24 protein-coding genes and 2 tRNA genes are annotated in these 23,134 nt (G+C 61.8%); 5 read left to right on the top strand and 21 right to left on the bottom strand.

Annotated features, from left to right (window positions below; genetic code table 11):
- Positions 1 to 44: 44 nt before the first annotated feature.
- Both dinB and M1D44_RS06240 read right to left on the bottom strand, forming a co-directional pair.
- Complete coding sequence (gene dinB, locus M1D44_RS06245) at positions 45 to 1,118, bottom strand: DNA polymerase IV (RefSeq protein WP_316853852.1); 1,074 nt, start codon at positions 1,116 to 1,118, stop codon at positions 45 to 47.
- A 171-nt stretch (positions 1,119 to 1,289) separates the two neighbouring features.
- The gene (locus tag M1D44_RS06240) at positions 1,290 to 1,661 is read right to left on the bottom strand and encodes a hypothetical protein (RefSeq protein ID WP_024975513.1); all 372 of its coding nucleotides are present in this window, start codon (positions 1,659 to 1,661) and stop codon (positions 1,290 to 1,292) included.
- 314 nt (positions 1,662 to 1,975) lie between these two features.
- Here M1D44_RS06240 and M1D44_RS06235 point away from each other — a divergent pair, with 314 nt between their 5' ends.
- The gene (locus M1D44_RS06235) at positions 1,976 to 2,914 is read left to right on the top strand and encodes an aldose epimerase family protein (protein ID WP_024975512.1); all 939 of its coding nucleotides are present in this window, start codon (positions 1,976 to 1,978) and stop codon (positions 2,912 to 2,914) included.
- 9 nt (positions 2,915 to 2,923) lie between these two features.
- Here M1D44_RS06235 and M1D44_RS06230 read toward each other — a convergent pair whose 3' ends face one another.
- Entirely contained in the window at positions 2,924 to 3,259 is a 336-nt protein-coding gene (locus M1D44_RS06230; RefSeq protein WP_024975511.1) for a carboxymuconolactone decarboxylase family protein, read from the bottom strand.
- 114 nt (positions 3,260 to 3,373) lie between these two features.
- On the opposite strand from M1D44_RS06230, the gene M1D44_RS06225 reads away from it, so the two are divergent.
- Entirely contained in the window at positions 3,374 to 4,288 is a 915-nt protein-coding gene (locus tag M1D44_RS06225) for an AraC family transcriptional regulator (RefSeq protein ID WP_316853851.1), read from the top strand.
- A 25-nt stretch (positions 4,289 to 4,313) separates the two neighbouring features.
- On the opposite strand, the gene M1D44_RS06220 is transcribed toward M1D44_RS06225, so the two are convergent.
- Together M1D44_RS06220 and M1D44_RS06215 are read right to left on the bottom strand one after the other, a co-directional pair.
- Entirely contained in the window at positions 4,314 to 4,769 is a 456-nt protein-coding gene (locus M1D44_RS06220; RefSeq protein WP_316853850.1) for a MerR family transcriptional regulator, read from the bottom strand.
- Entirely contained in the window at positions 4,762 to 5,187 is a 426-nt protein-coding gene (locus tag M1D44_RS06215) for a nuclear transport factor 2 family protein (protein WP_316853849.1), read from the bottom strand. The genes M1D44_RS06220 and M1D44_RS06215 overlap by 8 nt, the downstream gene beginning before the upstream one ends.
- Before the next feature lie 164 nt (positions 5,188 to 5,351).
- On the opposite strand from M1D44_RS06215, the gene M1D44_RS06210 reads away from it, so the two are divergent.
- Positions 5,352 to 5,428: transfer RNA gene (locus M1D44_RS06210), tRNA-Pro, on the top strand.
- A 79-nt stretch (positions 5,429 to 5,507) separates the two neighbouring features.
- On the opposite strand, the gene M1D44_RS06205 is transcribed toward M1D44_RS06210, so the two are convergent.
- The 15 genes from M1D44_RS06205 to M1D44_RS06135 all read right to left on the bottom strand — a co-directional run bounded on the left by M1D44_RS06205 (position 5,508) and on the right by M1D44_RS06135 (position 19,694).
- A complete protein-coding gene (locus tag M1D44_RS06205) occupies positions 5,508 to 5,939 on the bottom strand; it encodes a MerR family transcriptional regulator (protein ID WP_024975507.1) in 432 nt (143 codons plus the stop codon).
- A 71-nt stretch (positions 5,940 to 6,010) separates the two neighbouring features.
- Positions 6,011 to 6,427: an integration host factor subunit alpha gene (locus tag M1D44_RS06200; RefSeq protein ID WP_024975506.1), complete on the bottom strand. Its 417-nt coding sequence runs from the start codon at positions 6,425 to 6,427 to the stop codon at positions 6,011 to 6,013.
- Between the two features lie 78 nt (positions 6,428 to 6,505).
- Positions 6,506 to 8,935, bottom strand: a complete 2,430-nt coding sequence (gene pheT, locus M1D44_RS06195) for a phenylalanine--tRNA ligase subunit beta (RefSeq protein WP_316853848.1) — start codon at positions 8,933 to 8,935, stop codon at positions 6,506 to 6,508.
- A gap of 63 nt (positions 8,936 to 8,998) precedes the next feature.
- Positions 8,999 to 10,027: a phenylalanine--tRNA ligase subunit alpha gene (pheS, locus tag M1D44_RS06190; RefSeq protein WP_024975504.1), complete on the bottom strand. Its 1,029-nt coding sequence runs from the start codon at positions 10,025 to 10,027 to the stop codon at positions 8,999 to 9,001.
- 147 nt (positions 10,028 to 10,174) lie between these two features.
- A complete protein-coding gene (rplT, locus tag M1D44_RS06185; protein ID WP_004636001.1) occupies positions 10,175 to 10,531 on the bottom strand; it encodes a 50S ribosomal protein L20 in 357 nt (118 codons plus the stop codon).
- A 28-nt stretch (positions 10,532 to 10,559) separates the two neighbouring features.
- Positions 10,560 to 10,757, bottom strand: coding sequence for a 50S ribosomal protein L35 (gene rpmI, locus M1D44_RS06180; RefSeq protein WP_004636003.1), 198 nt, complete (start codon positions 10,755 to 10,757; stop codon positions 10,560 to 10,562).
- Positions 10,758 to 10,924: 167 nt separating this feature from the next.
- Complete coding sequence (infC, locus tag M1D44_RS06175; protein ID WP_419177589.1) at positions 10,925 to 11,446, bottom strand: translation initiation factor IF-3; 522 nt, start codon at positions 11,444 to 11,446, stop codon at positions 10,925 to 10,927.
- A 42-nt stretch (positions 11,447 to 11,488) separates the two neighbouring features.
- On the bottom strand, positions 11,489 to 13,396 hold the full coding sequence (gene thrS, locus M1D44_RS06170) for a threonine--tRNA ligase (protein WP_316853847.1): 1,908 nt from the start codon (positions 13,394 to 13,396) through the stop codon (positions 11,489 to 11,491).
- Positions 13,397 to 13,776: 380 nt separating this feature from the next.
- Positions 13,777 to 13,853: transfer RNA gene (locus M1D44_RS06165), tRNA-Val, on the bottom strand.
- Between the two features lie 22 nt (positions 13,854 to 13,875).
- On the bottom strand, positions 13,876 to 16,101 hold the full coding sequence (locus tag M1D44_RS06160) for a RelA/SpoT family protein (RefSeq protein ID WP_024975501.1): 2,226 nt from the start codon (positions 16,099 to 16,101) through the stop codon (positions 13,876 to 13,878).
- Positions 16,102 to 16,140: 39 nt separating this feature from the next.
- The gene (locus M1D44_RS06155; RefSeq protein WP_012435924.1) at positions 16,141 to 16,509 is read right to left on the bottom strand and encodes a RidA family protein; all 369 of its coding nucleotides are present in this window, start codon (positions 16,507 to 16,509) and stop codon (positions 16,141 to 16,143) included.
- Between the two features lie 30 nt (positions 16,510 to 16,539).
- Positions 16,540 to 17,409 (bottom strand): alpha/beta fold hydrolase, encoded by an 870-nt coding sequence (locus M1D44_RS06150; RefSeq protein ID WP_024975500.1) that lies wholly within the window; start codon positions 17,407 to 17,409, stop codon positions 16,540 to 16,542.
- Positions 17,410 to 17,553: 144 nt separating this feature from the next.
- Positions 17,554 to 18,333: a 3-hydroxybutyrate dehydrogenase gene (locus M1D44_RS06145; RefSeq protein ID WP_065856452.1), complete on the bottom strand. Its 780-nt coding sequence runs from the start codon at positions 18,331 to 18,333 to the stop codon at positions 17,554 to 17,556.
- A 13-nt stretch (positions 18,334 to 18,346) separates the two neighbouring features.
- The gene (locus M1D44_RS06140) at positions 18,347 to 18,982 is read right to left on the bottom strand and encodes a 3-oxoacid CoA-transferase subunit B (protein WP_024975498.1); all 636 of its coding nucleotides are present in this window, start codon (positions 18,980 to 18,982) and stop codon (positions 18,347 to 18,349) included.
- Positions 18,983 to 18,992: 10 nt separating this feature from the next.
- The gene (locus tag M1D44_RS06135; RefSeq protein WP_024975497.1) at positions 18,993 to 19,694 is read right to left on the bottom strand and encodes a CoA transferase subunit A; all 702 of its coding nucleotides are present in this window, start codon (positions 19,692 to 19,694) and stop codon (positions 18,993 to 18,995) included.
- A 153-nt stretch (positions 19,695 to 19,847) separates the two neighbouring features.
- Here M1D44_RS06135 and M1D44_RS06130 point away from each other — a divergent pair, with 153 nt between their 5' ends.
- Positions 19,848 to 20,393, top strand: a complete 546-nt coding sequence (locus tag M1D44_RS06130) for a LuxR C-terminal-related transcriptional regulator (RefSeq protein WP_316853846.1) — start codon at positions 19,848 to 19,850, stop codon at positions 20,391 to 20,393.
- Between the two features lie 11 nt (positions 20,394 to 20,404).
- Here M1D44_RS06130 and M1D44_RS06125 read toward each other — a convergent pair whose 3' ends face one another.
- Positions 20,405 to 21,190 (bottom strand): SDR family oxidoreductase, encoded by a 786-nt coding sequence (locus tag M1D44_RS06125; RefSeq protein ID WP_004636023.1) that lies wholly within the window; start codon positions 21,188 to 21,190, stop codon positions 20,405 to 20,407.
- 210 nt (positions 21,191 to 21,400) lie between these two features.
- Here M1D44_RS06125 and M1D44_RS06120 point away from each other — a divergent pair, with 210 nt between their 5' ends.
- Positions 21,401 to 23,086 carry an electron transfer flavoprotein-ubiquinone oxidoreductase gene (locus tag M1D44_RS06120; protein WP_024975496.1) on the top strand — a complete coding sequence of 562 codons (1,686 nt, stop codon included), beginning with the start codon at positions 21,401 to 21,403 and terminating at the stop codon, positions 23,084 to 23,086.
- Positions 23,087 to 23,134: the final 48 nt, after the last annotated feature.

The following is a 23,134-nucleotide window of genomic DNA, read 5'->3' as shown; positions in this document are numbered from 1 at the left end:
AATAGGTCAATTCGTACCCGATTGCCGGGTCGAGCGGCTCAATCTCACTCAGTGGCGGCCGAGTCTTCGGCAAACAGCGGTTGCTGGCGCGCATGCGCATCCGACTCATACAGCCGCACGCCCACGCCAAGCAATCGCACAGGAATGCCGCGGCGCTCAAACCCCTGCGCCAGCAGCTTTGAGAACACCGGCAAGGACACTTGCGGCGCGATGCACTCCACCGTCGTGCCACGAAAATCGGCAAAACGCAGCTTGATGTAGGTTTTGTGAATCATGTTGCCCGCGCGGGCGCGCTCGACCCGGGCAGCAAGCTGCTCGACAAGGATGGCCAATTCACGCTGGCAGTCATCGAGCGTACGCAGATCGGTGGCGTAGGTTTCTTCCACACTGACCGATTTGCGGACCTGCGAGGGTTGCACCTGTCTATGGTCGATGCCGCGGCAAAGATCGTGGAGCCGGAAACCGAACACACCGAAATGCTGCTGCAACCGGTCGGTGCCCCAGATGCGCAAGTCACCGCAGGTTTCCGCACCCAGGCGACGCAGCTTGGCAGCGGTCACCTTGCCCACGCCGAACAGGCGGTCGACGGGCAGCTCCGCCACAAACGCGTCAATCTGCTCCGGCCGTACGACGAACAAGCCGTCGGGCTTATTCCAGTCACTGGCGATCTTGGCGATGAACTTGTTGGGCGCAACGCCGGCCGACACGGTAATGCCGATCTCTTCGCGCACTCGGCGGCGGATGTCTTCAGCGATGCGCGTGCCACTGCCCGCAAGCATCGGACTCTCGGTCACGTCCAGGTACGCTTCGTCCAGCGAGAGCGGCTCCACCAAGGGCGTGTAGCTGTGATAGATGGCAAAGATCTGGCGCGCGACCTGGCGGTACTTTTCCATGGACGGCGGCACGATCAGCAAGTCCGGACAGCGTTTGACGGCCTGCGCCATGGGCATCGCCGAATGGATGCCAAACTTGCGCGCCTCGTAATTGCAGGTTGCGACCACGCCGCGCCGCTCCGGCCGCCCACCCACGGCCAGCGGCTTGCCAACCAGGCGCGGATCGTCGCGCATTTCGATGGCAGCGTAAAAACAATCGCAGTCGCAGTGGATGATCTTTCGCACGGCACAAGGCCAGAACCGGCCGCAGGAAGCCGCGTCGGTGTCGGGCTTGCTCGTTCAGGAGGAACGCAAGCGTATCAGCTTCCGCCGACCGCGCACGCAACGCCGCGCAACAATGCATTTCGCCGATATTGCAACGCAACATCGGCGAATGAGGGACCGGGAAAAAGCGGCTTAGCGGCCGATATCGTGCGAGACAGCGCCGAGTTCGTCGTTCAGCGCGTGCTGCTCGTCGCCAGACAAGCCGCCGCGATGCTGGCTGGCCATGTCGTTGGCTTCCTGGCGGATGCGGCGCAGGCGGTCGCGCAGGCCGTCAGCGCGGTACGGATCGATGTAGCCCTGCGATTGGCGAACGTCGATACGGTGGAATTCTTCCGCAAGACGGCCCTGTACCTGATCAAAGCGCGCACGCGGGTCCACCGGTGCCGCGACGGGGACGGGCTCACGCACCACCACCGTGCGCGTTGGCTGCGGAGGCGCCACGACACAACCGGCCATGGAGGCCGCCAGTACAGCGCACAGGGTCAGACGCGGAAGAATCGACATGATTGGGCTCGTATTGTCGTTGTAGAAACGCGCAGTCGCGCGAGAACTGGCGCTATCTTACGAACCGCTTCACGCAAAGCTGTGACGATTGGTAACAGCAGATTACTTCCGCGACAGCTCCGGCGGCTCGACCGGCGGCGGCGGTTCATCGGGCGATGGCAGATCTGGAGGAATTCCCGGCGGCGAAGGCTCGTCGGGCGGCGGTACGGTATGTGCGGGCAGCACGCAATTCACGGACATGGTTTCCCTCCGGGCAAAACGCATTGACAATCTAGTATGCGATTTGCATGCCAACAAGTCACTCCGCCCAACCCATGCACGACCTGCCCACCGCTCGCTTTCAGGATCGCACGCTCATCCGCATCGGTGACACGCGCGCCGATGGCTCCATGTTGCTGCTCGCGCCGGAAGCGGGCGGGCGGCTGGTGCGCTGGCGCCATCGCGGTGAAGACATCCTCTTCTGGCCCGAACCGGCCGATTGGTCCAATCCGGCCAAAGTGCGCGGCGGCAATCCGCTGCTGTTCCCCTTCATCGGCCGGCATTTTGTAGATGGCGAAGTCGGCCGCTGGCGCGACGCGCGCGGCCAACTTCACGAGCTACCGCAACACGGCTTTGCTCGCGACCTGCCGTTCGAGGTGGAAGACGCAAGCGACGCGCACATCGTCATGCTGCTGCGCGACAGCCCTCAAACGCGCCAAGGCTATCCGTTCGCCTTCGAATTTCGCGTGAGCTACCGGCTGATTGACGACGGGTTGGAGGCAACCTTCTCCGTGAAGCATCTGGACGAAGGCGACGCACATGCGCCGATGCCCTTCTATGCGGGCCATCATTTCTACTTGGCGCTACCGCATGCATTGCGTGGCGCAACCGAGCTGTCCATGCCGCCGGCGCGGCTGTCGCGCCAGCTGCCCGACGGCAGTCTCGACAGACCCCAGCCGGGGCGCAGAACCTACCAGCTCAACGACCCGGCCCTGCAAGATCGCTATCACCTGCTCGATGACGCCGGCGCGGCCACACTGATCATTCCGCCGCACCCAGAAGCGCCGCTCGGACGGCGCATTCGCTTCGAGGTAGAAGGCGCACCGGTACCCTGGCACGCCATCACCACCTGGACAGAAAACGCCACGTCGGACTTCTACTGCGTCGAACCATGGATGGGCCTGCCGAATGCGATCCACCACGGGGAGGGCCTGCACCTGCTCGCCCCCGGCGGCACCCGGCGGGCAACCTGCCGCCTGCGGATCGCACGGTAGCCAAGGCGGTCAGGCCTTCTCGTAGGCCTGAACCGCGTCCATCACGCGCGCCGAGTACACCAACGCGGCCCCGGCATTGAGCGAAATCGCCACGCTCAGCGCGTCGGCAATCTCCTCATGCGTTGCGCCATGCTTGAGCGCCTCGGCTGTGTGCACGGTGATACAGCCATCGCAGCGCGCGGTCACTGCCACGGCCAGCGCGATCAGTTCGCGTGTCTTCGCGTCCAGGCTGCCCGTTGTCGCAGCCGACAGCGTCTTGTAGCCCTTGACCGTATCCGGCGTGATCTGACCGATCTCGCCAATGCGACCCAGCAATTCCTTCCGATACTCGACCCAGTTCAGCATGTTGTGCTCCGGTGGTGTGGCGCTGGCCCGATGCCGCGCCGTCGGAAAGAGTATTGCCTTGATGCGCGATCCGTTAAATACTTGATAAACGCAATTTCTGTCGAAATCGTCTCAATGGACGCGCTCAGCCAATTCATTCAACTCACCCGGCCGCAGGCCAGCCTCGATTTGCGCTGCCTGTTCCAAGGGCCGTTCTCGATCCCACACGATCCGGAGCCGAATGGCCAAGTGCTGTTCCATCTGGTGCTGTCGGGCAGTTGCCTGGTCGACACTGGCGGCCGCACGCTCACGCTGCGCGAAGGCGATTTCATCCTGTTCCCGCGCGGCGAGGCACACACCATTCACGACCTCAGCGCTGTCGACCCATCCACCCGGAAACCCCGCACCTCGCATGACGGCATGCTGCCGCTGCGCCAAACCGGCCGGGGTTCCGCCGACGTCGATCTGCTATGCGGCCGCTTCGTTCACGAGCACGGTTCAACCACGCTGCTGGTGCGTACGTTGCCCGATCCGCTACACGTGTCATTGAGCGATAGCGCGTCGTATCCGGCACTGCAGGCACTCATTGCGCTGATGCGCGACGAAGCCGAAACCCGCGCGCCCGGCGCGCTGGCGATCGTTACCTCGTTGAGCCAAGCGTTGCTGACAATGGCACTGCGCGTGTACGGCCAGCAGGAAAACGCGAGCCCCGGCACGCTGACGTTGCTGTCAGACGCGCGCCTCGGCCCCTCCGTACAAGCCATGCTCAGCGCGCCAGAGCGTGCGTGGACCATCGACACCCTCGCCGATCTGGCGGCGATGTCACGCGCCACCTACGCGCGACACTTCAAGGCACGCGCCGACATGACGGTGTGGGACTTCCTCACGCGGGTGCGCATGACGCTCGCGTGCGACGCGTTGATCCACACGCGGCTCAGTGCAGGAGAAATCGGCGCACGTGTCGGCTATCAATCCGAGGCGGCGTTCGGCAAGGCGTTCAAGCAGCAACTGGGGATGACGCCGGCGCGGTATCGGCGGGCGACGGGTTGATCATCCTCCAACGTCGCCGCCATCGCTAACGCTCGGGCTTGCGGCGAGTGCTCGTTTTTGCAGTGCTTTGCGACCGGTTGGGCTCGCGTGCCGGGCGCGTTCCTGTGGCCACCCATTCGCCGTAAAAATCGATCTTGCCGTCGATCAGCGCGACCGAGCGCGTCCACTCGGCGATCATCTGCGTCACCTGCGCGCGATGTGCAACGAGCAACGCATGCCGAGCCTTCAATGTACTGCGGCCCTCGCACACCAGCGCTGTGTATTCGCGCATCTGTGCGACCGACATTCCCGTATTGCGCAGGCGCTCCATCAACTCGAGCCAGTTGACGTGCTGTTCGGTATAAACACGTCGGCCCGCCGCATCACGCGCAACGCCAGGAATCAATCCCTGCGCCTCGTACCAGCGAATCGTATGAATGCTGCGGCCCGTGCGTTCAGCCAAGGCACCGATCAGCAACCGAGCCGGATCGCGATCAGCCATGAGACTCGGTGGAGACGCCAGCCGGATCGCCCAGCGCCCGGTTGACGAGATCGGTGTCGAAGTACTCGATCAGTTCGCGCATCTTGCCCTCCTGCATATGGATGACGAAACAGTACTGATTGTTATAGGCAACGCCATCGCGCGTCGCGTTGCGACCTTGCGCTTCCACGACCACGATATCGCCGTCGGCAGTAAAGCGGTTGGCAACGGTCGTGATGCGACCGAGCTTCGCTCGCAGCGGGGCGAACAGCTCGTCCAGCACCGTCTGCTTACCTGCATAGCGACGAGACCACCGCGTCGTACCAGTGCAAACCCAGCAGAAATCATCCGCCATGAGATCAACGAATGGCTTGGCGTTGCTCACAGCCAGTTCGGCAAAAGCGGCCTGCAAGATCTGCTTGTTCTCGAGCGCGTTCATGGAAGTCTCCTAGTGTGAACGGCCTGATTACAGGTGCTAGAGCGCACTCTAGTGCAAGGATTTTCTTTGCCGCAGATCGGCACCACACGACCACAAGGCGCTTGATCGAACTGCGAGCGAACTACTAGTCATCGGCGCTACGCCTCTGTTATACTTTCAGGCTTCGGGGCGTAGCGCAGCCTGGTAGCGTACCTGCATGGGGTGCAGGTGGTCGGAGGTTCAAATCCTCTCGCCCCGACCAAAACAAAAGCCCGCGTAACGGATCACGTTACGCGGGCTTTTTCGTTTCTATCTGCGCGCTTCCTGTCTGCAATATCGGCCTATCGCTTGTCGGTACGCAGCACTTCCAACACGGCCGACAGTTCACGCCGCAAGCTCTGAACATCAACCGAACCACTCGCAGCGGTGGAGATCGGCGCCGCAACCTCCATCTCCGGCTCGTCGGCCTCGGCCGGCGACGCGGCGGCCACGCCATGCCGCAACTCATCCAGCCGGTTCCGCGCGCCATTGATCGTGAAACCCTGCTCGTACAGCAACTCGCGAATACGCCGGATCAGCAGCACTTCATGATGCTGGTAGTAGCGCCGATTGCCGCGTCGCTTGACGGGCTTGAGCTGCGTGAACTCCTGCTCCCAATAGCGCAGCACGTGCGGCTTGACAGCGCACAGGTCGCTCACCTCACCAATGGTGAAGTAGCGTTTGGCAGGAATCGGCGGCAGGTTGACCCGCTCCGTGTGTTTATCGGCGGCCATACAGGGCTGAACTACAGGGCTGGCGAAAGAAACAGATTGAACAGACGGCTGAACGAGATCACGCAGCAGAATTACGCGATGTCGACAGGCAGCGGCTCGACGCGCTCTTCAACGAGCGCCTTGAGCTTCTGACTGGCGTGGAACGTAACGACGCGACGCGCGGTGATGGGGATGATCTCCCCGGTCTTTGGATTTCGGCCCGGACGCTGCGGCTTGTCGCGCAACTGGAAGTTACCGAAGCCGGATAGCTTGACACTGTCGCCCTGTTCGAGCGCCTCGCGAATCACGTCGAAAAACGCCTCGACCATGTCCTTCGACTCACGCTTGTTCAAGCCGACCTGCTCGAACAGCATCTCGGCAAGCTCGGCTTTGGTAAGCGTCGGCACATCCTGACCGCGCGCATCACGTGCGTCGGCCAATGCTGCCGCAGAAGAACCGAGCGAGTCGCCCAAGGATGCCGCCAACGCTGGCGCGTGTTGATCGTTCATAGGATTCGCTTAGCGTATTCGATCCGAATGCGGAGGTTCGTTCGAGCGGTCTCTAGCGCAGTGCGGACGTCTGAGACGTCAGGCGCGCAGGCGCGCGCCGAATGCATCGCCGGCCGCTCGAATCAATTGCTGTGTGGCGGCCTCGACAATGTCGTCCTGAAGGGTGCTGTCAGTATCTTGCAACGTAATTCTGAAGGCAAGGCTTTTCTCCTGGGCCCCAATGGCAGCCGTGGCGGCCTTCGGACGGAATTCATCGAACAGCACAACGCCCTGCAGATAACGCTGCCACGGGGTACCGACAGCTGCTTTCTCAAACGTGTCGACCAGATCCTGCACCGCCACATCCTGGCGCACGACCAGTGCGATGTCGCGCGTCACGGCCGGCACACGCGGCACTTCACGATACTTCGGCAGGCCCACCGCGGTGATGGCATCAAGCTCCACCTCCCACACCACCGGCGCAGTCGCCAAATCGTACTTCTGCAGCCAACGCGGATGCAGTTCACCGATCCAGCCGACGGCACGACCATTCAGCACCACGCGAGCCGAGCGACCCGGATGCAGCGCGGGATGCTCAGCGCGCTCGAAACGCGCCTGCAGCGGCCACAGCAGCGACTCAACGTCACCCTTCACATCGAAGAAATCAACCGGACGTGTCTGCACGCCCCACTGCTCTTCCTTGGACGGACCATACGCAATGCCGCCCGCCATCATCGGTTGTGCGTAGCCTGCGATCGACAGACCACCGTCGGCGACACTCGCATCGCGGTGGAACACGCGCCCCACCTCGAACATGCGCACGCGCGAAGCCTTGCGGTTCACGTTGTAGCGGACCTTGTCGAGCAAGCCGCCGATAAGCGTGCTGCGCATCACCGAGTACTGGCTGGCAATCGGGTTCAGCAGCGGAATCGGGTTGGTGTTGCCGGCAAAGTCGGCTTCCCACTCGCTTTCGACAAAAGCGAAGTTGACGACCTCGTGGTAGTCGCGCGCGGCCACGGCATGACGCACGTCGTGCATCGTGCGGCGTGCCTCGTCGGTCGGACGCATCGCGCTCTCGGCCACAGGCGGCTTGGCGGGAATCTGCTCGAAACCGTAGATACGAGCGACTTCTTCGATCAGGTCTTCCTCGATTTCCAGGTCGAAGCGGTACGACGGAGGTTCGACGACAAACACATCGCCGTCCACGCTGAACGTGAGGCCGAGGCGCTTAAACACGTCCGCCACAACGTCGTGCGACAGCGGAATACCGAGCACACGCGCGGCACGTGCAACACGCATACGCACCGGCTCGCGCTTGGGCAGATTGACGATCTGATCGTCGATCGGGCCAGCCTGGCCGCCGCAGATTTCGAGGATCAGCGCGCTGATGCGTTCGATGTGTTCAACGGTGGTCGCGTAATCAACGCCGCGCTCGAAACGATGGCCTGCATCGGTCGAGAAGTTGTAGCGGCGTGCGCGACCCTGAATGGCAGCCGGCCACCAGAATGCAGCCTCGACGTAGATGTTCTGTGTATCGAGCGTGACGGCCGTCTTGTCGCCGCCCATGATGCCGGCGAGGCTTTCGATGGCCTCCTCGTCCGAGATCACGCCGACCTTCTCGTCGACGGTGATGGTGTCGCCGTTGAGCAGCTTCAGCGCTTCGCCGGCCTTGCCCCAGCGCACAGTCAGGCCGCCGTGAATCTTGTCCAGGTCGAACACGTGCGAGGGACGACCCAGTTCCAGCATCACGTAGTTCGAAATATCGACCAGCGCCGACACGCTGCGCATGCCCGCGCGCTCGATGCGCGAGACCATCCAGGCAGGCGTCTTCGCGTGGGCGTTCACGCCGCGGATGATGCGGCCCGAAAAACGACCGCACAGGTCCGGCGCCTCAACCTTGACGGGCAGCTTGTCAGCCAGCGTCACCGCCACGGGTGCCATCGACGGCATGGTGATCGGCGCGCCCGTCAGCGCGGACACTTCACGTGCCACGCCGTGGATCGACAGGCAGTCCGCCTTGTTGGGCGTCAGTTTGATGATGAAGATCTGGTCGTCCAGATCGAGCACCTTGCGGATGTCTTCGCCCACCGGTGTGTCTTCCGGCAGGATCAGCAGGCCGCCATGGTCTTCCGACAGCTTCAGCTCGCGCGCCGAACACAGCATGCCGTAGCTCTCCACACCACGCAGCTTGCCGATCTTGATCTTGAACGGCTTGCCATCTTCGCTAGGTGGCAGCTCGGCGCCGACCATCGCGCACGGCACCTTGATGCCCGCCGACACGTTCGGCGCGCCGCAGACGATCTGCAGCAGCTCGCCCGTACCCGCATCGACCTTACACACGTTGAGGCGATCGGCATCCGGGTGCTTGTTCACCTCGACCACATGGCCGACAACGATCTGCGAGAACGGCGGCGCAACGGGGTCGACCTCTTCCACCTCGAGGCCAGCCATCGTCAGACGATGGGAGAGCTCATCCGTCGTGATCGACGGATTGACGAAACTGCGAAGCCAGGATTCCGGAAATTGCATGGCGCGACAGGAAAGAAAATTCGATTAACGGGGCGATGAAGTACCAGTGCGAGCGCTCAACGCTTACGCGAACTGGCGCAGGAAACGCACATCGCCCTCGAAGAACAGGCGCAGGTCGTTGATGCCATAGCGCAGCATCGTCAGGCGCTCCAGGCCGGAGCCGAACGCAAAGCCGATGTATCGCTCAGGGTCCAGGCCCATATTGCGCACCACGGTCGGGTGCACCTGGCCGGAACCGGAAATCTCCAGCCATTTGCCGTTGCCGAACGCCATGTCGATCTCGGCCGACGGCTCGGTGAACGGGAAATACGACGGACGGAAACGCACCTGGATGTCGTCCCGCTCAAAGAAGTTGCGCAGGAAGTCGGCATAGACGCCCTTCAGGTCGGCAAAGCTGATGTTGTCAGCAATCCAGAGGCCTTCGACCTGATGGAACATCGGCGAGTGCGTGGCGTCACTGTCCACGCGGTATGTGCGACCCGGAGCGATGACCTTGATCGGAGGGATGCGATCGAGGTGCTTGTACTTCTCGACGTGCATGCGGGCGTAACGCACCTGCATCGGGCTGGTGTGTGTGCGCAGCAGAAGGAGCTTGTCTTCGCTGTCGCGACCATCAATGTAGAACGTGTCCTGCATCGAGCGCGCCGGATGGTTGTCCGGGTTGTTCAGCGCCGTGAAGTTCATCCAATCCGATTCGATTTCGGGACCGTCAGCCACATCGAAACCGATCGAACCGAAGATCTTGGCGACGCGCTCCCAGGTGTTCATCACCGGGTGCAGGCTGCCCTCAGCCACGTCGCGACCGGGCAGCGTGACGTCGATCGCCTCGGCGGCTAGGCGGGCGTTCATCAGCGCATCGGCCAGCGCTTGGCGGCGGGCGGTCAGCGCCTCTTCAACACGGCTCTTCGCCTGATTGATGCGCGCGCCTTCGGACTTGCGCGTCTCCGGATCGAGCTTGCCCAAGCCTTTGAGCAAGTCGGTCAGCACGCCGGACTTACCGAGAAAGCGTGCCTTCTCGTTTTCCAGCGAGGCGTTGTCCTCCACAGAGGCAAACGCGTTTTGGGCATCGACGACGACTTGATCCAGATCCAGTGACATGGGAAGGCGAGCGAAAAAATTCGGGTGATTCGGGTCCGCGAAATGCGCGGAATAAAAAACGGGGCTCGGTGGGAGCCCCGTCAGGGTGATCAGCCGGCAAACTTACTGGGTAATCCCAGCGGCCTGCCCGGCCAATCCAATTCAGGCGACGTTGGCTTTCACCTGGTTCACGATGGCAGCAAAAGCCACCTTGTCGTGAATGGCCATGTCCGACAGCACCTTGCGGTCCAGCTCGATGGACGCCTTCTTCAGGCCGTTCATGAACTTGCTGTAGGTCAGACCATGCTCGCGTGCGCCAGCGTTGATACGTGCAATCCAGAGAGCGCGGAACACGCGCTTCTTGTTGCGACGATCGCGGTAAGCGTACTGGCCAGCACGCATGACCGCCTGCTTGGCGATGCGATAGACGTTATTGCGGCGGCCGCGGAAACCCTTGGCTGCGCTGATAACCTTCTTATGACGGGCCCGCGCTGTGACCCCACGTTTTACTCGAGGCATGAAATGCTCCTTTCGTAGTTAGTTAGGGTTAGGCGTACGGCATCATTGCGCGAACGGACTTCAGGTTCGTCTCATGGACGCCTTCGGTACCGCGCAGGTGACGCTTGTTCTTGGTGGTCTTCTTGGTCAGGATGTGACGCTTGAAGGCTTGGCCACGTTTGATCGTGCCACCAGGACGGGCAGTAAAGCGCTTCGACGCGCTTTTCTTCGTCTTCATCTTCGGCATGGAACAACTCCGCTTTTGACATGAAGCCAGGTGGACGGCTAGCGCCGACACTTGCAAGACCCGGGCTCACTTGTTGTATCGCGGCAGGCTTTAACACTTGCCGCGTTTTCCGACGTTTCCGTCTGGAACCTGCTCAGCGCAGCCGGAATCGTCCGGCCGCCACTGCATTACTTTTTCTTCTTGGGTGCCAACATCATCACTGCCTGGCGCCCCTCCATCTTCGGCATCTGCTCAACCTGGCCGAATTCCTCCAAGTCAGTCTTGATACGCTCCAGCACGCGCATGCCGATTTCCTGGTGAGCCATTTCGCGGCCGCGGAAACGCAAGGTAACCTTTACCCTGTCACCATCCTCCAGGAAGCGCGTCGCGTTGCGCAGCTTAACGCCGTAGTCGTTGTCGTCGGTGCCAGGGCGGAACTTGACTTCCTTCACCTGGATGACCTTCTGCTTCAACTTGGCGTCGTGGGCCTTCTTCTGTTCCTGATACTTGAACTTGCCATAGTCCATCAGGCGGCAGACGGGCGGCTGCGCGGTCGGAGCGATCTCGACCAGGTCGACGTCTTTCTCTTCTGCCAGACGCAGCGCGTCAAACAGTTTGACGATGCCGAGCGCTTCTCCCTCAACCCCGGTCAGCCGGAGTTCCGGTGCGCTGATCTCGCGGTTGATGCGGTGAGATTTCTCAGTAGCGATGTTGATGTCCTCAAAGAATCAAAAAAACAGGCCGTGTCCAGCTCATGACTTGTTAGCGAGATCGTTCTGCAGTCGCTCAACGAACGCCGACAGCGGCATGGAGCCTAGATCGACGTTGCCACGGGCACGCACGGCCACCTGATTTTCATCCCGCTCCTTGTCGCCAACCACAACCTGGTATGGGACCTTCTGCACGGAATGCTCGCGGATTTTATACCCAATCTTCTCATTCCGCAAATCGACGATCGCCCTAAATCCTTGTTTTTGCAGGGATTGCGCAACGGATTGGGCGTATTCGGCGTGCGAATCGGTGATGCTGAGCACCGCAATCTGCACCGGCGAAAGCCACGTCGGCAGCGCACCGGCGTATTGTTCGATCAAAATACCGATAAAGCGCTCCAGGCTACCAACGATGGCGCGGTGCAGCATGATGGGGCGATGGCGCACACCATCCTCCCCGACAAACTCTGCGTCCAGGCGCTCCGGCAGGTTCGGGTCCACCTGGATCGTGCCGCATTGCCATTGACGTCCAAGCGCATCTTTAAGCACATATTCGATCTTGGGACCGTAGAACGCGCCTTCGCCCGGCAGGTATTCGAACTCACAGCCGGACGCACGCAAGCCTTCCGCCAACGCGGCTTCGGCGCGATCCCAGCTTTCTTCGGTGCCGATGCGCTTGTCCGGGCGCGTCGATAGCTTGTAGAGAATCTCGGTAAAGCCGAAATCTTTGTAGACCTTCTGCAGCAAGGTCGTGAACGCCGTCACCTCGGCCTGGATCATGTCTTCCGTACAGAAGATGTGTCCATCGTCCTGCGTGAAGCCGCGTACGCGCATGATGCCGTGCAGGCCACCCGAAGGCTCGTTGCGGTGGCAGGCACCGAATTCACCGAAGCGAAGCGGGAGATCGCGGTAGCTCTTGATGCCCTGCTTGTAGATGAGGATGTGGCCCGGGCAGTTCATCGGCTTGAGCGCGTATTCGCGCTTCTCCGATTCCGTGATGAACATGTTCTCGCGGTACTTGTCCCAGTGGCCGGTCTTCTCCCACAGCGACTTGTCGAGAATCTGCGGCCCCTTTACTTCCTGGTACCCGTTCTCGCGGTACACGCGGCGCATGTACTGCTCGATCTCCTGCCACAGCGTCCAGCCCTTCGGGTGCCAGAACACCGTGCCGGGCGAGTACTCGTCGATATGAAAGAGGTCCAGCTCACGGCCGAGCTTGCGGTGGTCGCGCTTTTCAGCCTCTTCCAGCATGTGCAGGTAGGCTTCCTGGTCTTCCTTCTTGGCCCAGGCCGTGCCATAGATGCGCTGGAGCATCTCGTTGTTGTGGTCCCCACGCCAGTAGGCGCCAGCCACCTTCATCAGCTTGAAGACCTTGAGCTTGCCGGTGGACGGCACGTGCGGGCCGCGGCAGAGGTCAACGAAATTGCCTTCGCGGTACAGGCCGATTTCCTGATCCTCCGGAATGGAGGCAATGATCTCGGCCTTGTACTTTTCGCCCATGCCCTGGAACAGCTTGACAGCGGCATCGCGGCTCAGCACTTCACGCGTAACCTTCTCGTCTTTCTTGGCAAGTTCACCCATCTTCTTTTCGATGGCGACGAGATCTTCGGGCGTGAAGGGGCGCTTGTAAGCGAAGTCGTAGTAGAAGCCGTTCTCGATGACCGGACCGATGGTGACCTGCGCGTCCGGATACAACTCCTTGACTGCGTAAGCCAGCAAATGCGCCGTGGAATGACGGATCACGTCGACGCCGTCGGCGTCCTTGTCTGTGATGATGGCGAGCTTCGCATCGCGGTCGATCGTGAAGCTTGTGTCGACCATCTGACCGTCTACGCGACCAGCCAGTGCAGCCTTGGCCAGCCCAGCTCCGATGCTCTGTGCCACTTCGGCCACCGTCACCGGGCCGGGAAACTCACGCCGGGAACCATCCGGCAACGTGATTGCGATCATGCTTGCTCCTGTGGAGTCACCGTCGCGCATTTCAGAGATGCGCAGCGGTCGTTATTCTGTCGTGCGCCGCGCCAAGTAGTCAGCGCGGCAGGTTGTCGAATCGAATGCTTCGAAGCGCTTTCAGCTTGATCGCCACGCGTGACACGAAACTGCGGACGAAAAAAAAAACGCGGCCAAGGCCGCGTTTTCATTTGCGCTATCCACCGCTTGGGCAGACCGCAAAGGGCGAAAAACGCACCTTGACTACTGTCGCTCCGAAGCGGTTGTAGTTCGCGGTGCCTGAATCATATTTCGCCTTGTGTTCAGTTGTATGGGACAAGCCCGGGAATTGCGAGGATGACGGCTTGGACACCCTACCCGACGCGTCCTGCTAAATGCGTTGGTAGGCTCGATTGGACTCGAACCAACGACCCCCACCATGTCAAGGTGGTGCTCTAACCAGCTGAGCTACGAGCCTGCCGAAGAACGAAACTATACCGTCACTTCCTTCGGGCTGTCAATACCCCCTGCACTTCTTCGATCAACGTCAGCGCGCGCTGCAGTTGTGTCGCCTCTGACACCTCCGCGGTGAACTGCATTTTTGCGACGCCCTTGCTCGACAGCGTGCGCACCCCGGTCACGTTGATCTTCTCGCGCGAAAGAATTTCCGAGATGTCGCGCAACAAGCCCTGTCGGTCCAGTGCCTCGACCTGGATGTCGATCGGGTAGACCGAATCGCTGCGCTGGCCCCACTCCGTCTGGATCACACGGCCCGGGGCGCGGGCGGCCAGCTGCTGAAACGTCGCACAGCTTTGTCGGTGGATCGATACGCCGCGCCCACGTGTAACGAAGCCAACGATGGGGTCCGGCGGTGCCGGCTTGCAGCAGCGCGACATCTGCGTGAGGAGTGAGTCGACCCCCACCACCAGCACGCCGCTCTTGGCGCCACGGGCCACGCTGGTAGCGCGGCTCTTCTTGGTGATGGCCACTTCATCGTCAACCGGCGCGGGCGGCGGCGCCCCATCCGAGCGTAAGACAGCCTCGATGCGGCGCAGGCTCAGCTCGTCTTTGGCGACCACGGCATAGAGGTCGTCCGACGTCTTGTAGCCAAGCTTGGCGGCCAGCTCTTCCAGGTTGACTGCGGTCTTGCCCTCGCGCTGCAGGGTCTTGTCGATGAGCGCCCGGCCCTGCGCAAGCGTCTCCTCCAGCTCCATCGCGTTGAACCACGCACGCACTTTCGTGCGGGCGCGCGGGCTGACGAGATAGTGCAACTCGGTGTTCAGCCAATCGCGCGACGGCCCGCCCTGCTTAACGGTGACGATCTCGACGGTCTGGCCGTTCTTGAGCGGCGTGTTCAGCGGCACCATCGTGCCGTCGACGCGTGCGCCGCGGCAGCGGTGGCCGAGATCACTGTGCAGGTAGTAGGCGAAGTCGACCGGTGTCGCGCCTTGCGGCAACGCGATCACGCGCGCCTGCGGCGTCAGCACGTAGATGTGGTCATCCAGCTCGGTGTGCTTGAGTTGCTCCCACGGTGAATCCTCGTGCGCGACGGTATGCTCGGCATCATCCTTCCAGGCGAGCAGTTGACGCAGCCAAGCGATTTTCTCGTCGTAGCGCTCGCTGGCGGAGAACTGGCCGGCGTAGCCCTTGTTGCCCGCCTCCTTGTAGCGCCAGTGCGCGGCCACGCCGTACTCGGCAAAGTGGTGCATCTCGCGCGTGCGGATCTGCACCTCCAGCGCACGGCCGTCGTCGCCGATCACCACCGTGTGCAGCGACATGTAGCCGTTGGCCTTCGGGCGCGAGATGTAGTCGTCGAATTCCTTCGGGATCGGCTGCCACATGTGGTGCACGAAACCGAGCACCGTGTAGCAATCCTTGATGTCGTCGACGATGACGCGGAAGGCGCGCACGTCGTACAGATCGGCAAAGTCGAGTTCCTTGCCGCGCATCTTTTTCCAGATGCTGTAGATGTGTTTGGGCCGGCCGCTCACCTCGGCCTGGATGCCGGCGTCGTGCAAGGTTTTTTGCAGTTGCGCGATGGCCTGGCCGATGAACTTCTCGCGCTCGATGCGCTTTTCATCCAGCAGGCGGGCGATACGCTTGTAGGTATCGGGATCATCAAAGCGGAAGCCGAGATCTTCAAGCTCCCATTTGAGTTGCCAGATGCCCAGGCGGTTAGCCAGCGGCGCGTAGATATCCAGCGTTTCACGCGCCATGCCTTCCGGCGCCGGGCGTTTCGTCTGCGCGAGCCAGCGCAGCGACTGCAGCCGCGACGCCAGCCGGATCAACACCACACGAATGTCCTGCGCGAAAGCCAACAACATCTTGCGCAATGCTTCGACTTGCGCGCGGCGCGCTTCCGCTTCGTTCTTGCGCGTGATGCTGGCATCGGTCGGGCTGACGAGGCCGGCAATCGCGCCAATGCGCAAGAGTTGCCGCACGTCGTGCACGAGCTTGACAACCTCGGCACCGAATGCGGGCTCGAGCGCCTTTTCGTTGTCCATTGCCAGCGTGGGCAACAGAAACAGGGCGGCCGCCTGCAACGACGGCGTATCGACGCGCAGCCCTTCAAGGATGGCGATCGTGCCGCGCGCGTGCGACTCCAGCGGCTCGCCGGTCAGCGTGACGCTGTCCGCGGCATTGGCCGCAAGATATTCGATCGCACGTGCGACCTGCTCTGCCGCCGATCCGGGCCCCTCGGCCGGCCGTTCGGTCTTGTTCTCCATGATGCGTCCTGCTTGCGTCTCGCCTGTTGGGCGACAGGCTCAGCTCTTCTGCGCGGCCGTCACGACGATTTCGATGCGGTACTTCGGATTGGCCAGCGCGGCTTCAACGGTGGCGCGCGGCGGCGAGTTCTTTGAATCGGCGGCAACCCACTGGTCCCACACCTTGTTCATCTCGCCAATCTCGCCTATGTCTTTCAGGAAGATCTGGCACATCAGGATGCGCGTCTTATCGCTGCCGTTGGCGGCCAGCACGCGGTCGATGATGGCGAGCACCTCTGCCGTCTGCTCGGCAATGCCGGCGTCCAGTGTGGTCTCTGGCACCTGGCCTGCCACATAGACGACACCGTTGTAGACGGCTGCGTCGGAATAGCGATGTTCGACGTTGTAACGTTTCAGTTCAGTGCTCATCTTGCAAATCGAATGGGGTCAAGCAACCGGTCATTGACCGAGAAAGAACTTGCGGGCGATCGCCACCTGATCCGGCTGGATGAAGGTCGGCGCATGGCCCACGTCGGGAATTTCCACCGTGTTCACATGCTGGCCACGCTGCATCATGGCTTCAACGGTCTCTCGCGTCAGCAAATCGGAATGCGCGCCGCGCACCACCAGCACCTCGCCGGGAATCGCCTCGAACAGTTTCCACAGCGTGGCTTCGCCGGCGGCGATCATTTCTGGCGTGGTGTTCTTGAATGGCTCCGCCAGGCGCGGATCGTAATGCAGGATCCACTCGCCGCCCTGGGGTTTCAGGATCGCGGCATTCAGTTCACGCCATTGCTCCGGCGTGTGGGGGCCGAATGAAGCGCTGATCGTCTTGAGGTAAGCCAGCCCTTCATCGAAGGTCTTGAAGCGGACATTCAGACCGAGGTAAGCACCGATGCGCGTCAACGACGACTCCGTCACGCGCGGGCCCACATCGTTGAGCAACAACTTGCGAATCGGCGATTTCGGCAGGCCCGCCAAGCCGATGCCGATCAGGCCACCCATCGAGGTACCGAACCAGTCGACCGACTCGGCATTCACGCGGGCGAGCAGCGTGACCATGTCGGACGCGTATTGCGGCAGCACATAGCCCTTCGGATCGGCAAGCCAATCGGAGCGCCCACGGCCGACCACATCGGGGCAGATGACGCGATAGTCATTGCACAGCGCCTGCGCCAGTACGTCGAAATCGCGCCCCGTGCGCGAGAGGCCATGCACGCAAACCAGCACACGCGGATTCTGCGAATCGCCCCACTCGTGATACGCCATCCGGTGCAAGCCGGACGGGCTCAGGCACTGCACGAAGGCAAGGCGCGGCGAAACTGGCATGAACAACTCCTACACGTGAATGACGGAGACAGCGAAGCCTGATTGTACGCGGGCCGGCAAGCATGCGGCGGTGCAGCAGACGCCCACGCCGATCAAAAACAAAAAAGCCTCGCCGCGGCGAGGCTTTTTCTGACGCAGATCGGCTTACTGCGCGACCCAGCCACCATCCATGTTCCACGCCACGCCGCGCACCTGCTCAGCCGCATCGCTGCACAGGAAGACCGCCAGCGCACCGAGCTGATCGGGCGTAACGAACTCGCCCGAAGGCTGCTTTTCCATGAGCAGATCCTTCTTGGCCTCGAGCGCGGACAGGCCATCTTTCTCGGCGCGCGCATCGATCTGCTTCTGCACGAGCGGCGTCAGCACCCAGCCCGGACAGATCGCGTTGGACGTGATGCCCGTCTGCGCCGTCTCCAGCGCCACCGATTTGGTGAAGCCGACGATACCGTGCTTGGCCGCCACATACGCCGATTTTTGCGCCGATGCCACCAAGCCATGCGCTGACGCGATATTGATGATGCGGCCCCAGTTCTTGCGTTTCATGCCAGGCACGGCAAGCCGCGTCGTGTGGAAAGCCGAGGTGAGGTTGATGGCGATGATGGCGTCCCAGCGCTCGGTCGGGAAATCTTCGACGTTGGCCACGTACTGGATACCGGCGTTGTTGACGAGGATGTCCACGCCACCAAATTCTGCGTCGGCATAGGCGAACATTGCCTCGATCTCGGCCGGCTTGCTCATGTCGGCGCCGTGGTATCCGATACGGATGGCGTTCTTGCCTGCCGCCGCGATCTGCGCCTTGGGCGCTTCCACATCGCCAAAGCCGTTCATGATGATGTTGGCGCCCTGCGCGGCCAGCGAGCAGGCGATACCTAGACCGATACCGCTGGTCGAGCCCGTAACGAGGGCGGTTTTTCCTTGCAGCATTGCGGTCTCCGAATTACAGCAGGTTGACGCCAGTCTTGGCCTGGATCTCTTCGCGCGAAACGCCCGGCGCGGTTTCAACCAACTTCAGGCCCTGCTCGGTCACGTCGATCACGCCGAGGTCCGTAATGATGCGATCGACCACACCCACGCCCGTCAGCGGCAGCGTGCACTTGGGCAGCAGCTTCAGGTCTTCGGTGCCGTCCTTTTTCTTGGCGGTATGCTCCATCAGCACGATCACGCGCTTGACGCCGGCCACGAGGTCCATTGCGCCGCCCATGCCCTTGACCATCTTGCCGGGGATCATCCAGTTGGCAAGGTCGCCGGTCTCGCTCACCTGCATCGCCCCGAGAATCGACAGATTGATCTTGCCGCCGCGAATCATCGCAAAGCTCTGATCGCTGCCGAAGATTGCGCTGCCAGGCAGTGTGGTCACGGTCTGCTTGCCCGCGTTGATCAGGTCGGCGTCAACTTCGTCCTCCGTGGGGAACGGGCCGATGCCGAGCATGCCGTTTTCGCTTTGCAGCCAGACTTCCTTGTCGCCGGTGTGGTTGGCAACCAGCGTCGGAATGCCGATGCCGAGGTTGACGTAGAAGCCGTCTTGCAACTCCTGGGCAGCGCGCGCCGCCATTTGGTCTTGTGTCCAGGCCATGTCGGTCTCCTTAGTTGGCTGCTCGGATGGTGCGCTTTTCGATGCGCTTCTCGGGCGTGGCATTGAGCACCATGCGGTGCACGTAGATGCCCGGCAGATGAATGTCGTCCGGTGCCAAGTCGCCCACTTCAACGATCTCTTCGACTTCGACGATGCAGATCTTGCCGGCGGTGGCCGCAGCCGGATTGAAGTTGCGTGCGGTCAGGTTGAAACGCAGGTTGCCGGACTTGTCGGCCACCTGCGCCTTCACCAGCGCCACATCGGGTACCAGCGAGCGCTCCATGACGTACGTCTCACCGTCAAACTCGCGCAGCTCCTTGCCTTCGGCTACCAGCGTGCCGACGCCGGTCTTGGTGAAGAACGCCGGGATGCCGGCGCCGCCGGCGCGCAGTTTTTCGGCCAGCGTGCCTTGCGGCGTGAATTCCAGCTCGAGTTCGCCAGCCAGGTATTGGCGCTCGAACTCCTTGTTCTCGCCCACATAGGACGAAATCATTTTCTTGATCTGACGGGTTTCGAGCAGCAGGCCGAGGCCAAAGCCGTCAACGCCCGCGTTGTTGGAGATGCATGTAAGCCCCTTGACGCCCGAATCGCGCAGCGCGGCAATCAGCGCTTCCGGAATGCCGCACAGGCCGAAGCCGCCCACGGCGATGGTCTGGCCGTCCTTGACGACGCCCGCGAGCGCCTCGCTCGCGCTGGCGAAGATTTTGTTCATGCGTGCTCCTTCCTTGGTGGTCCAACAAATCCGGCAGGGTTTTGACCGATCACACAGTTGGGGTTTGTGCGATGCAGCGCCGGAAAATAGTAACGATACAATCTGGCGAGAATACGCAAGCGTCGCGCGACGCAGCAATACGTACGAATACATATGCCCGCCCTCGACTACCAAACTGCGTTCCAGCTTGCCCCTGTCGGCATGGTGATGTCCCGCGAGCGGGTGATGCTCGACGTCAACGACGAAGCCGCTCGCATCTTCGGCCACGCGCGCACGAAGATGATCGGGCAGTCGTTCGAGCTGCTTTATCCGACGCACGACGAATACGAGCGCACCGGCGCGCGCATCATCCCCGTCATGAATGCGCGCGGCAGCTATTCCGACGAACGCATCATGAAGCGCGCCAATGGCGAACTGTTCTGGTGCCACGTCACGGGCCGGGCGCTAGACCGCGCCAAACCGCTGGGCGAAGGCATCTGGACGTTCGAAGACCTGTCTGCACATCGCCCCGTTACCGCAGCGCTCACGCCTCGCGAACGCGACATCGCCGCGCAACTGGTCGAGGGCAAAACCAGCAAGCAGATCGGCAAGCAGTTGGAGATCAGCCCGCGCACGGTGGAAATCTACCGCGCGCGGTTGATGAAGAAGTACGCCGCCAACACCTCGCTCGAACTTGTGCAGCGGCTGATGGGGCACTAAGCCCCCACGCTTTACACCATGCCGTCGTCGGCGTTGATGACGGCACCGTTGATGAAGTCCGACTGATCCGACGCCAGCAGCAGGATCAGCCCATCCAGGTCTTCCGGCTTGCCGACGCGCTTGCGCGGCAGCATCTGCACCAGCTTCTGACCGGGTTCGGTTTCCCAGTGATGATGATTGATTTCGGTATCGATATAGCCCGGGCAGATCGCGTTGGTATTGATGCCGTAACGACCCCACTCCAGCGCCATGGCCTTGGTCATGTGCACCACGGCCGCCTTGCTCATGCAATACACGCCGATCTGCGACAGCACCTTCAAACCCGCCACGGATGCAATGTTGACGATGCGCGACTGCGGCAGCGGCGAGCCGTTCTTCTCAGCGCCCTTGGCCCGCGCAATCATGCGCTTGGCCGTTTCCTGCGCCACAAAGAAGGCGCCGCGCGTGTTGGTGTCGAATACGAAATCGAAGTCGTCCGGCGTAACGTCCACCATGCGCTGCGTGGTCGATACACCCGAATTGTTGACCAGGATGTCGATCGTTCCGGCTTCGGTTTCAGCGTGGGCGATGGCCGATCGGATGCTGTCCGGGTCAGTCACGTCCAGCCGGACGACGTGGGCGCTGCCGCCCTTCGATTCGATGTCGGCGCGCAGTTCTTTCAGTCGCTCGACGCGGCGCGAAGCCAGCACGACCTTCGCGCCGGCGGCCGCCAGCGTGTGCGCGAAACGCGCGCCCAGGCCGCTGGACGCGCCCGTGATCAGCGCGACCTTGCCTTCCAGATTGATCGACAAACCCATGATGCGTGTTCCCCGTGTGTTGGTTTGGCATGCGCCGGGCTGCTCCAAAGCAACACCGGCATGTGATTTGAGCGCAGCTTAGCAAAAAATCGAACGATCGTTCAGAAATTCCCCTTGCTGCATCCGGGCGTGTCCCGGACAATGCGGAAAATTCTAATGCAGCAATCCGTCATACCAATAAGCAAACGCCCTACAAGCGAAGAGACACTTATGAACCAGCAGCAGCTCCTCGAACAATACGGCCCGCGAGAGTCCATGGAGTATGACGTCGTTGTCGTTGGCGGCGGCCCCGCCGGCTTGGCGACAGCGATTCGCATCAAGCAACTGGCTGCCGAGACGGGCAAGGATGTGTCCGTCGTCGTGCTGGAAAAGGGTTCCGAGCCGGGTGCACACATTCTTTCGGGCGCGGTGATGGACCCGCGTGCCATCAACGAACTTCTCCCTAACTGGAAGGCCGACGGCGCCCCGCTCAACCAGGCGGTCACCGGCGACGACGTGCTCTTCCTGAGCGAGACCGACGCCAAGCGTACGCCCGACTGGCTCGTGCCGCGTAACTTCCACAACCACGGCTGCTACGTGGTTTCGCTGTCGAACGTGGTCAAGTGGATGGCCGCGCAGGCCGAAGCGCTGGGCGTGGAGATCTTCCCCGGTTTTGCTGCCGCAGAAGTGCTTTACGACGACAAAGGTGCGGTGCGCGGCGTGGCCACCGGCAACATGGGCATCGGCAAAGACGGCGAGCCAACAGAGAACTTCCAGCTCGGCATGGAGTTGCTCGGCAAATACACCATCTTCGCGGAAGGCGCGCGCGGCCATCTCGGCCGCCAGCTGCTGGAAAAATTCAAGCTCAACGCCGGCAAGGACCCGCAGACCTTCGCCATCGGCATCAAGGAACTCTGGGAAATCGACCCGGCAAAGGCCAAACCTGGCCTCGTTGTGCACACTGCCGGCTGGCCGATGGAAGACGACACCTTCGGCGGCGGCTTCCTGTATCACCTGGAAGACAACAAGGTCACGCTCGGCTTCGTGATCGGGCTGGACTACAAGAACCCGTGGATGAGCCCATTCGAAGAAATGCAGCGCTGGAAGGCCCACCCGGCCATCCGCGCGCACATCGAGGGCGGCAAGCGCATCGGCTACGGAGCCCGCGCCATCAACAACGGCACGCCGCAAGCACTGCCGAAAACCGTGTTCCCCGGTGGCGCGCTGGTCGGTTGCGACGCCGGTTACCTGAACGCGGCACGCATCAAGGGCAGCCACGCGGCCATCAAGAGCGGCATGATGTGCGGTGAAGCCGTGTTCGAAGCCGTGACGGCCGGCCGTTCCGCTGACGAGCTGTCTGCCTACCCCGCAGCCTTCGAACAGAGCTGGCTGAAGGAAGAACTGGATCAGTCGCGCAACTTCAAGCTGTGGTTCAAGAAGAGCCCGACGCTGGGCAAGATCATGACCGGCATCGAACAGTGGCTGCTGCCCAAGATTGGCGTCAGCAATCCGCCTTGGACGCTGCACGGCACGAAGTCGGACAATCAGTCGCTCAAGCCGGCATCGGAATGCCCGAAGATCGAGTATCCGAAGCCGGACGGCAAGATCACGTTCGATCGCCTGTCGTCGGTGTTCATCTCGAACACGAACCACGAAGAGAACCAACCGGCTCACCTGACGCTGAAAGACCCAACCGTTCCGACGCGCATCAACCTGACGCAGTTTGCCGGCCCCGAGCAGCGCTATTGCCCGGCAGGCGTGTATGAGTTCGTCAAGAACGATGAGGGCACCGAGCGCCTGCAGATCAACGCGCAGAACTGCGTGCACTGCAAGACCTGTGATATCAAAGACCCGACGCAGAACATCGTGTGGGTCACGCCGGAAGGCGGCGGCGGTCCGAACTACGTCGGCATGTAAGTATCGGGCGACCGCCCAACAAAGAAGACGGCTTAAAGCCGTCTTTTT

Source organism: Ralstonia sp. SA306, from assembly GCF_054792405.1.
This window is presented reverse-complemented; position numbering and strand designations above follow the sequence as displayed.

Coding starts and splice junctions, on each gene's coding strand:
- M1D44_RS06135 (WP_024975497.1), bottom strand. CDS start 19,694: ATGAACAAAATCTTCGCCAGCGCGAGCGAGGCGCTCGCGGGCGTCGTC.
- M1D44_RS06240 (WP_024975513.1), bottom strand. CDS start 1,661: ATGTCGATTCTTCCGCGTCTGACCCTGTGCGCTGTACTGGCGGCCTCC.
- M1D44_RS06145 (WP_065856452.1), bottom strand. CDS start 18,333: ATGCTGCAAGGAAAAACCGCCCTCGTTACGGGCTCGACCAGCGGTATC.
- M1D44_RS06200 (WP_024975506.1), bottom strand. CDS start 6,427: ATGAACGATCAACACGCGCCAGCGTTGGCGGCATCCTTGGGCGACTCG.
- rpmI (WP_004636003.1), bottom strand. CDS start 10,757: ATGCCGAAGATGAAGACGAAGAAAAGCGCGTCGAAGCGCTTTACTGCC.
- M1D44_RS06155 (WP_012435924.1), bottom strand. CDS start 16,509: ATGAGCACTGAACTGAAACGTTACAACGTCGAACATCGCTATTCCGAC.
- M1D44_RS06220 (WP_316853850.1), bottom strand. CDS start 4,769: ATGGCTGATCGCGATCCGGCTCGGTTGCTGATCGGTGCCTTGGCTGAA.
- M1D44_RS06125 (WP_004636023.1), bottom strand. CDS start 21,190: ATGGGTTTGTCGATCAATCTGGAAGGCAAGGTCGCGCTGATCACGGGC.
- M1D44_RS06230 (WP_024975511.1), bottom strand. CDS start 3,259: ATGCTGAACTGGGTCGAGTATCGGAAGGAATTGCTGGGTCGCATTGGC.
- M1D44_RS06215 (WP_316853849.1), bottom strand. CDS start 5,187: ATGAACGCGCTCGAGAACAAGCAGATCTTGCAGGCCGCTTTTGCCGAA.
- M1D44_RS06140 (WP_024975498.1), bottom strand. CDS start 18,982: ATGGCCTGGACACAAGACCAAATGGCGGCGCGCGCTGCCCAGGAGTTG.
- pheT (WP_316853848.1), bottom strand. CDS start 8,935: ATGCAATTTCCGGAATCCTGGCTTCGCAGTTTCGTCAATCCGTCGATC.
- M1D44_RS06225 (WP_316853851.1), top strand. CDS start 3,374: ATGGACGCGCTCAGCCAATTCATTCAACTCACCCGGCCGCAGGCCAGC.
- M1D44_RS06235 (WP_024975512.1), top strand. CDS start 1,976: ATGCACGACCTGCCCACCGCTCGCTTTCAGGATCGCACGCTCATCCGC.
- thrS (WP_316853847.1), bottom strand. CDS start 13,396: ATGATCGCAATCACGTTGCCGGATGGTTCCCGGCGTGAGTTTCCCGGC.
- M1D44_RS06130 (WP_316853846.1), top strand. CDS start 19,848: ATGCCCGCCCTCGACTACCAAACTGCGTTCCAGCTTGCCCCTGTCGGC.
- rplT (WP_004636001.1), bottom strand. CDS start 10,531: ATGCCTCGAGTAAAACGTGGGGTCACAGCGCGGGCCCGTCATAAGAAG.
- M1D44_RS06120 (WP_024975496.1), top strand. CDS start 21,401: ATGAACCAGCAGCAGCTCCTCGAACAATACGGCCCGCGAGAGTCCATG.
- M1D44_RS06205 (WP_024975507.1), bottom strand. CDS start 5,939: ATGGCCGCCGATAAACACACGGAGCGGGTCAACCTGCCGCCGATTCCT.
- M1D44_RS06150 (WP_024975500.1), bottom strand. CDS start 17,409: ATGCCAGTTTCGCCGCGCCTTGCCTTCGTGCAGTGCCTGAGCCCGTCC.
- M1D44_RS06160 (WP_024975501.1), bottom strand. CDS start 16,101: ATGGAGAACAAGACCGAACGGCCGGCCGAGGGGCCCGGATCGGCGGCA.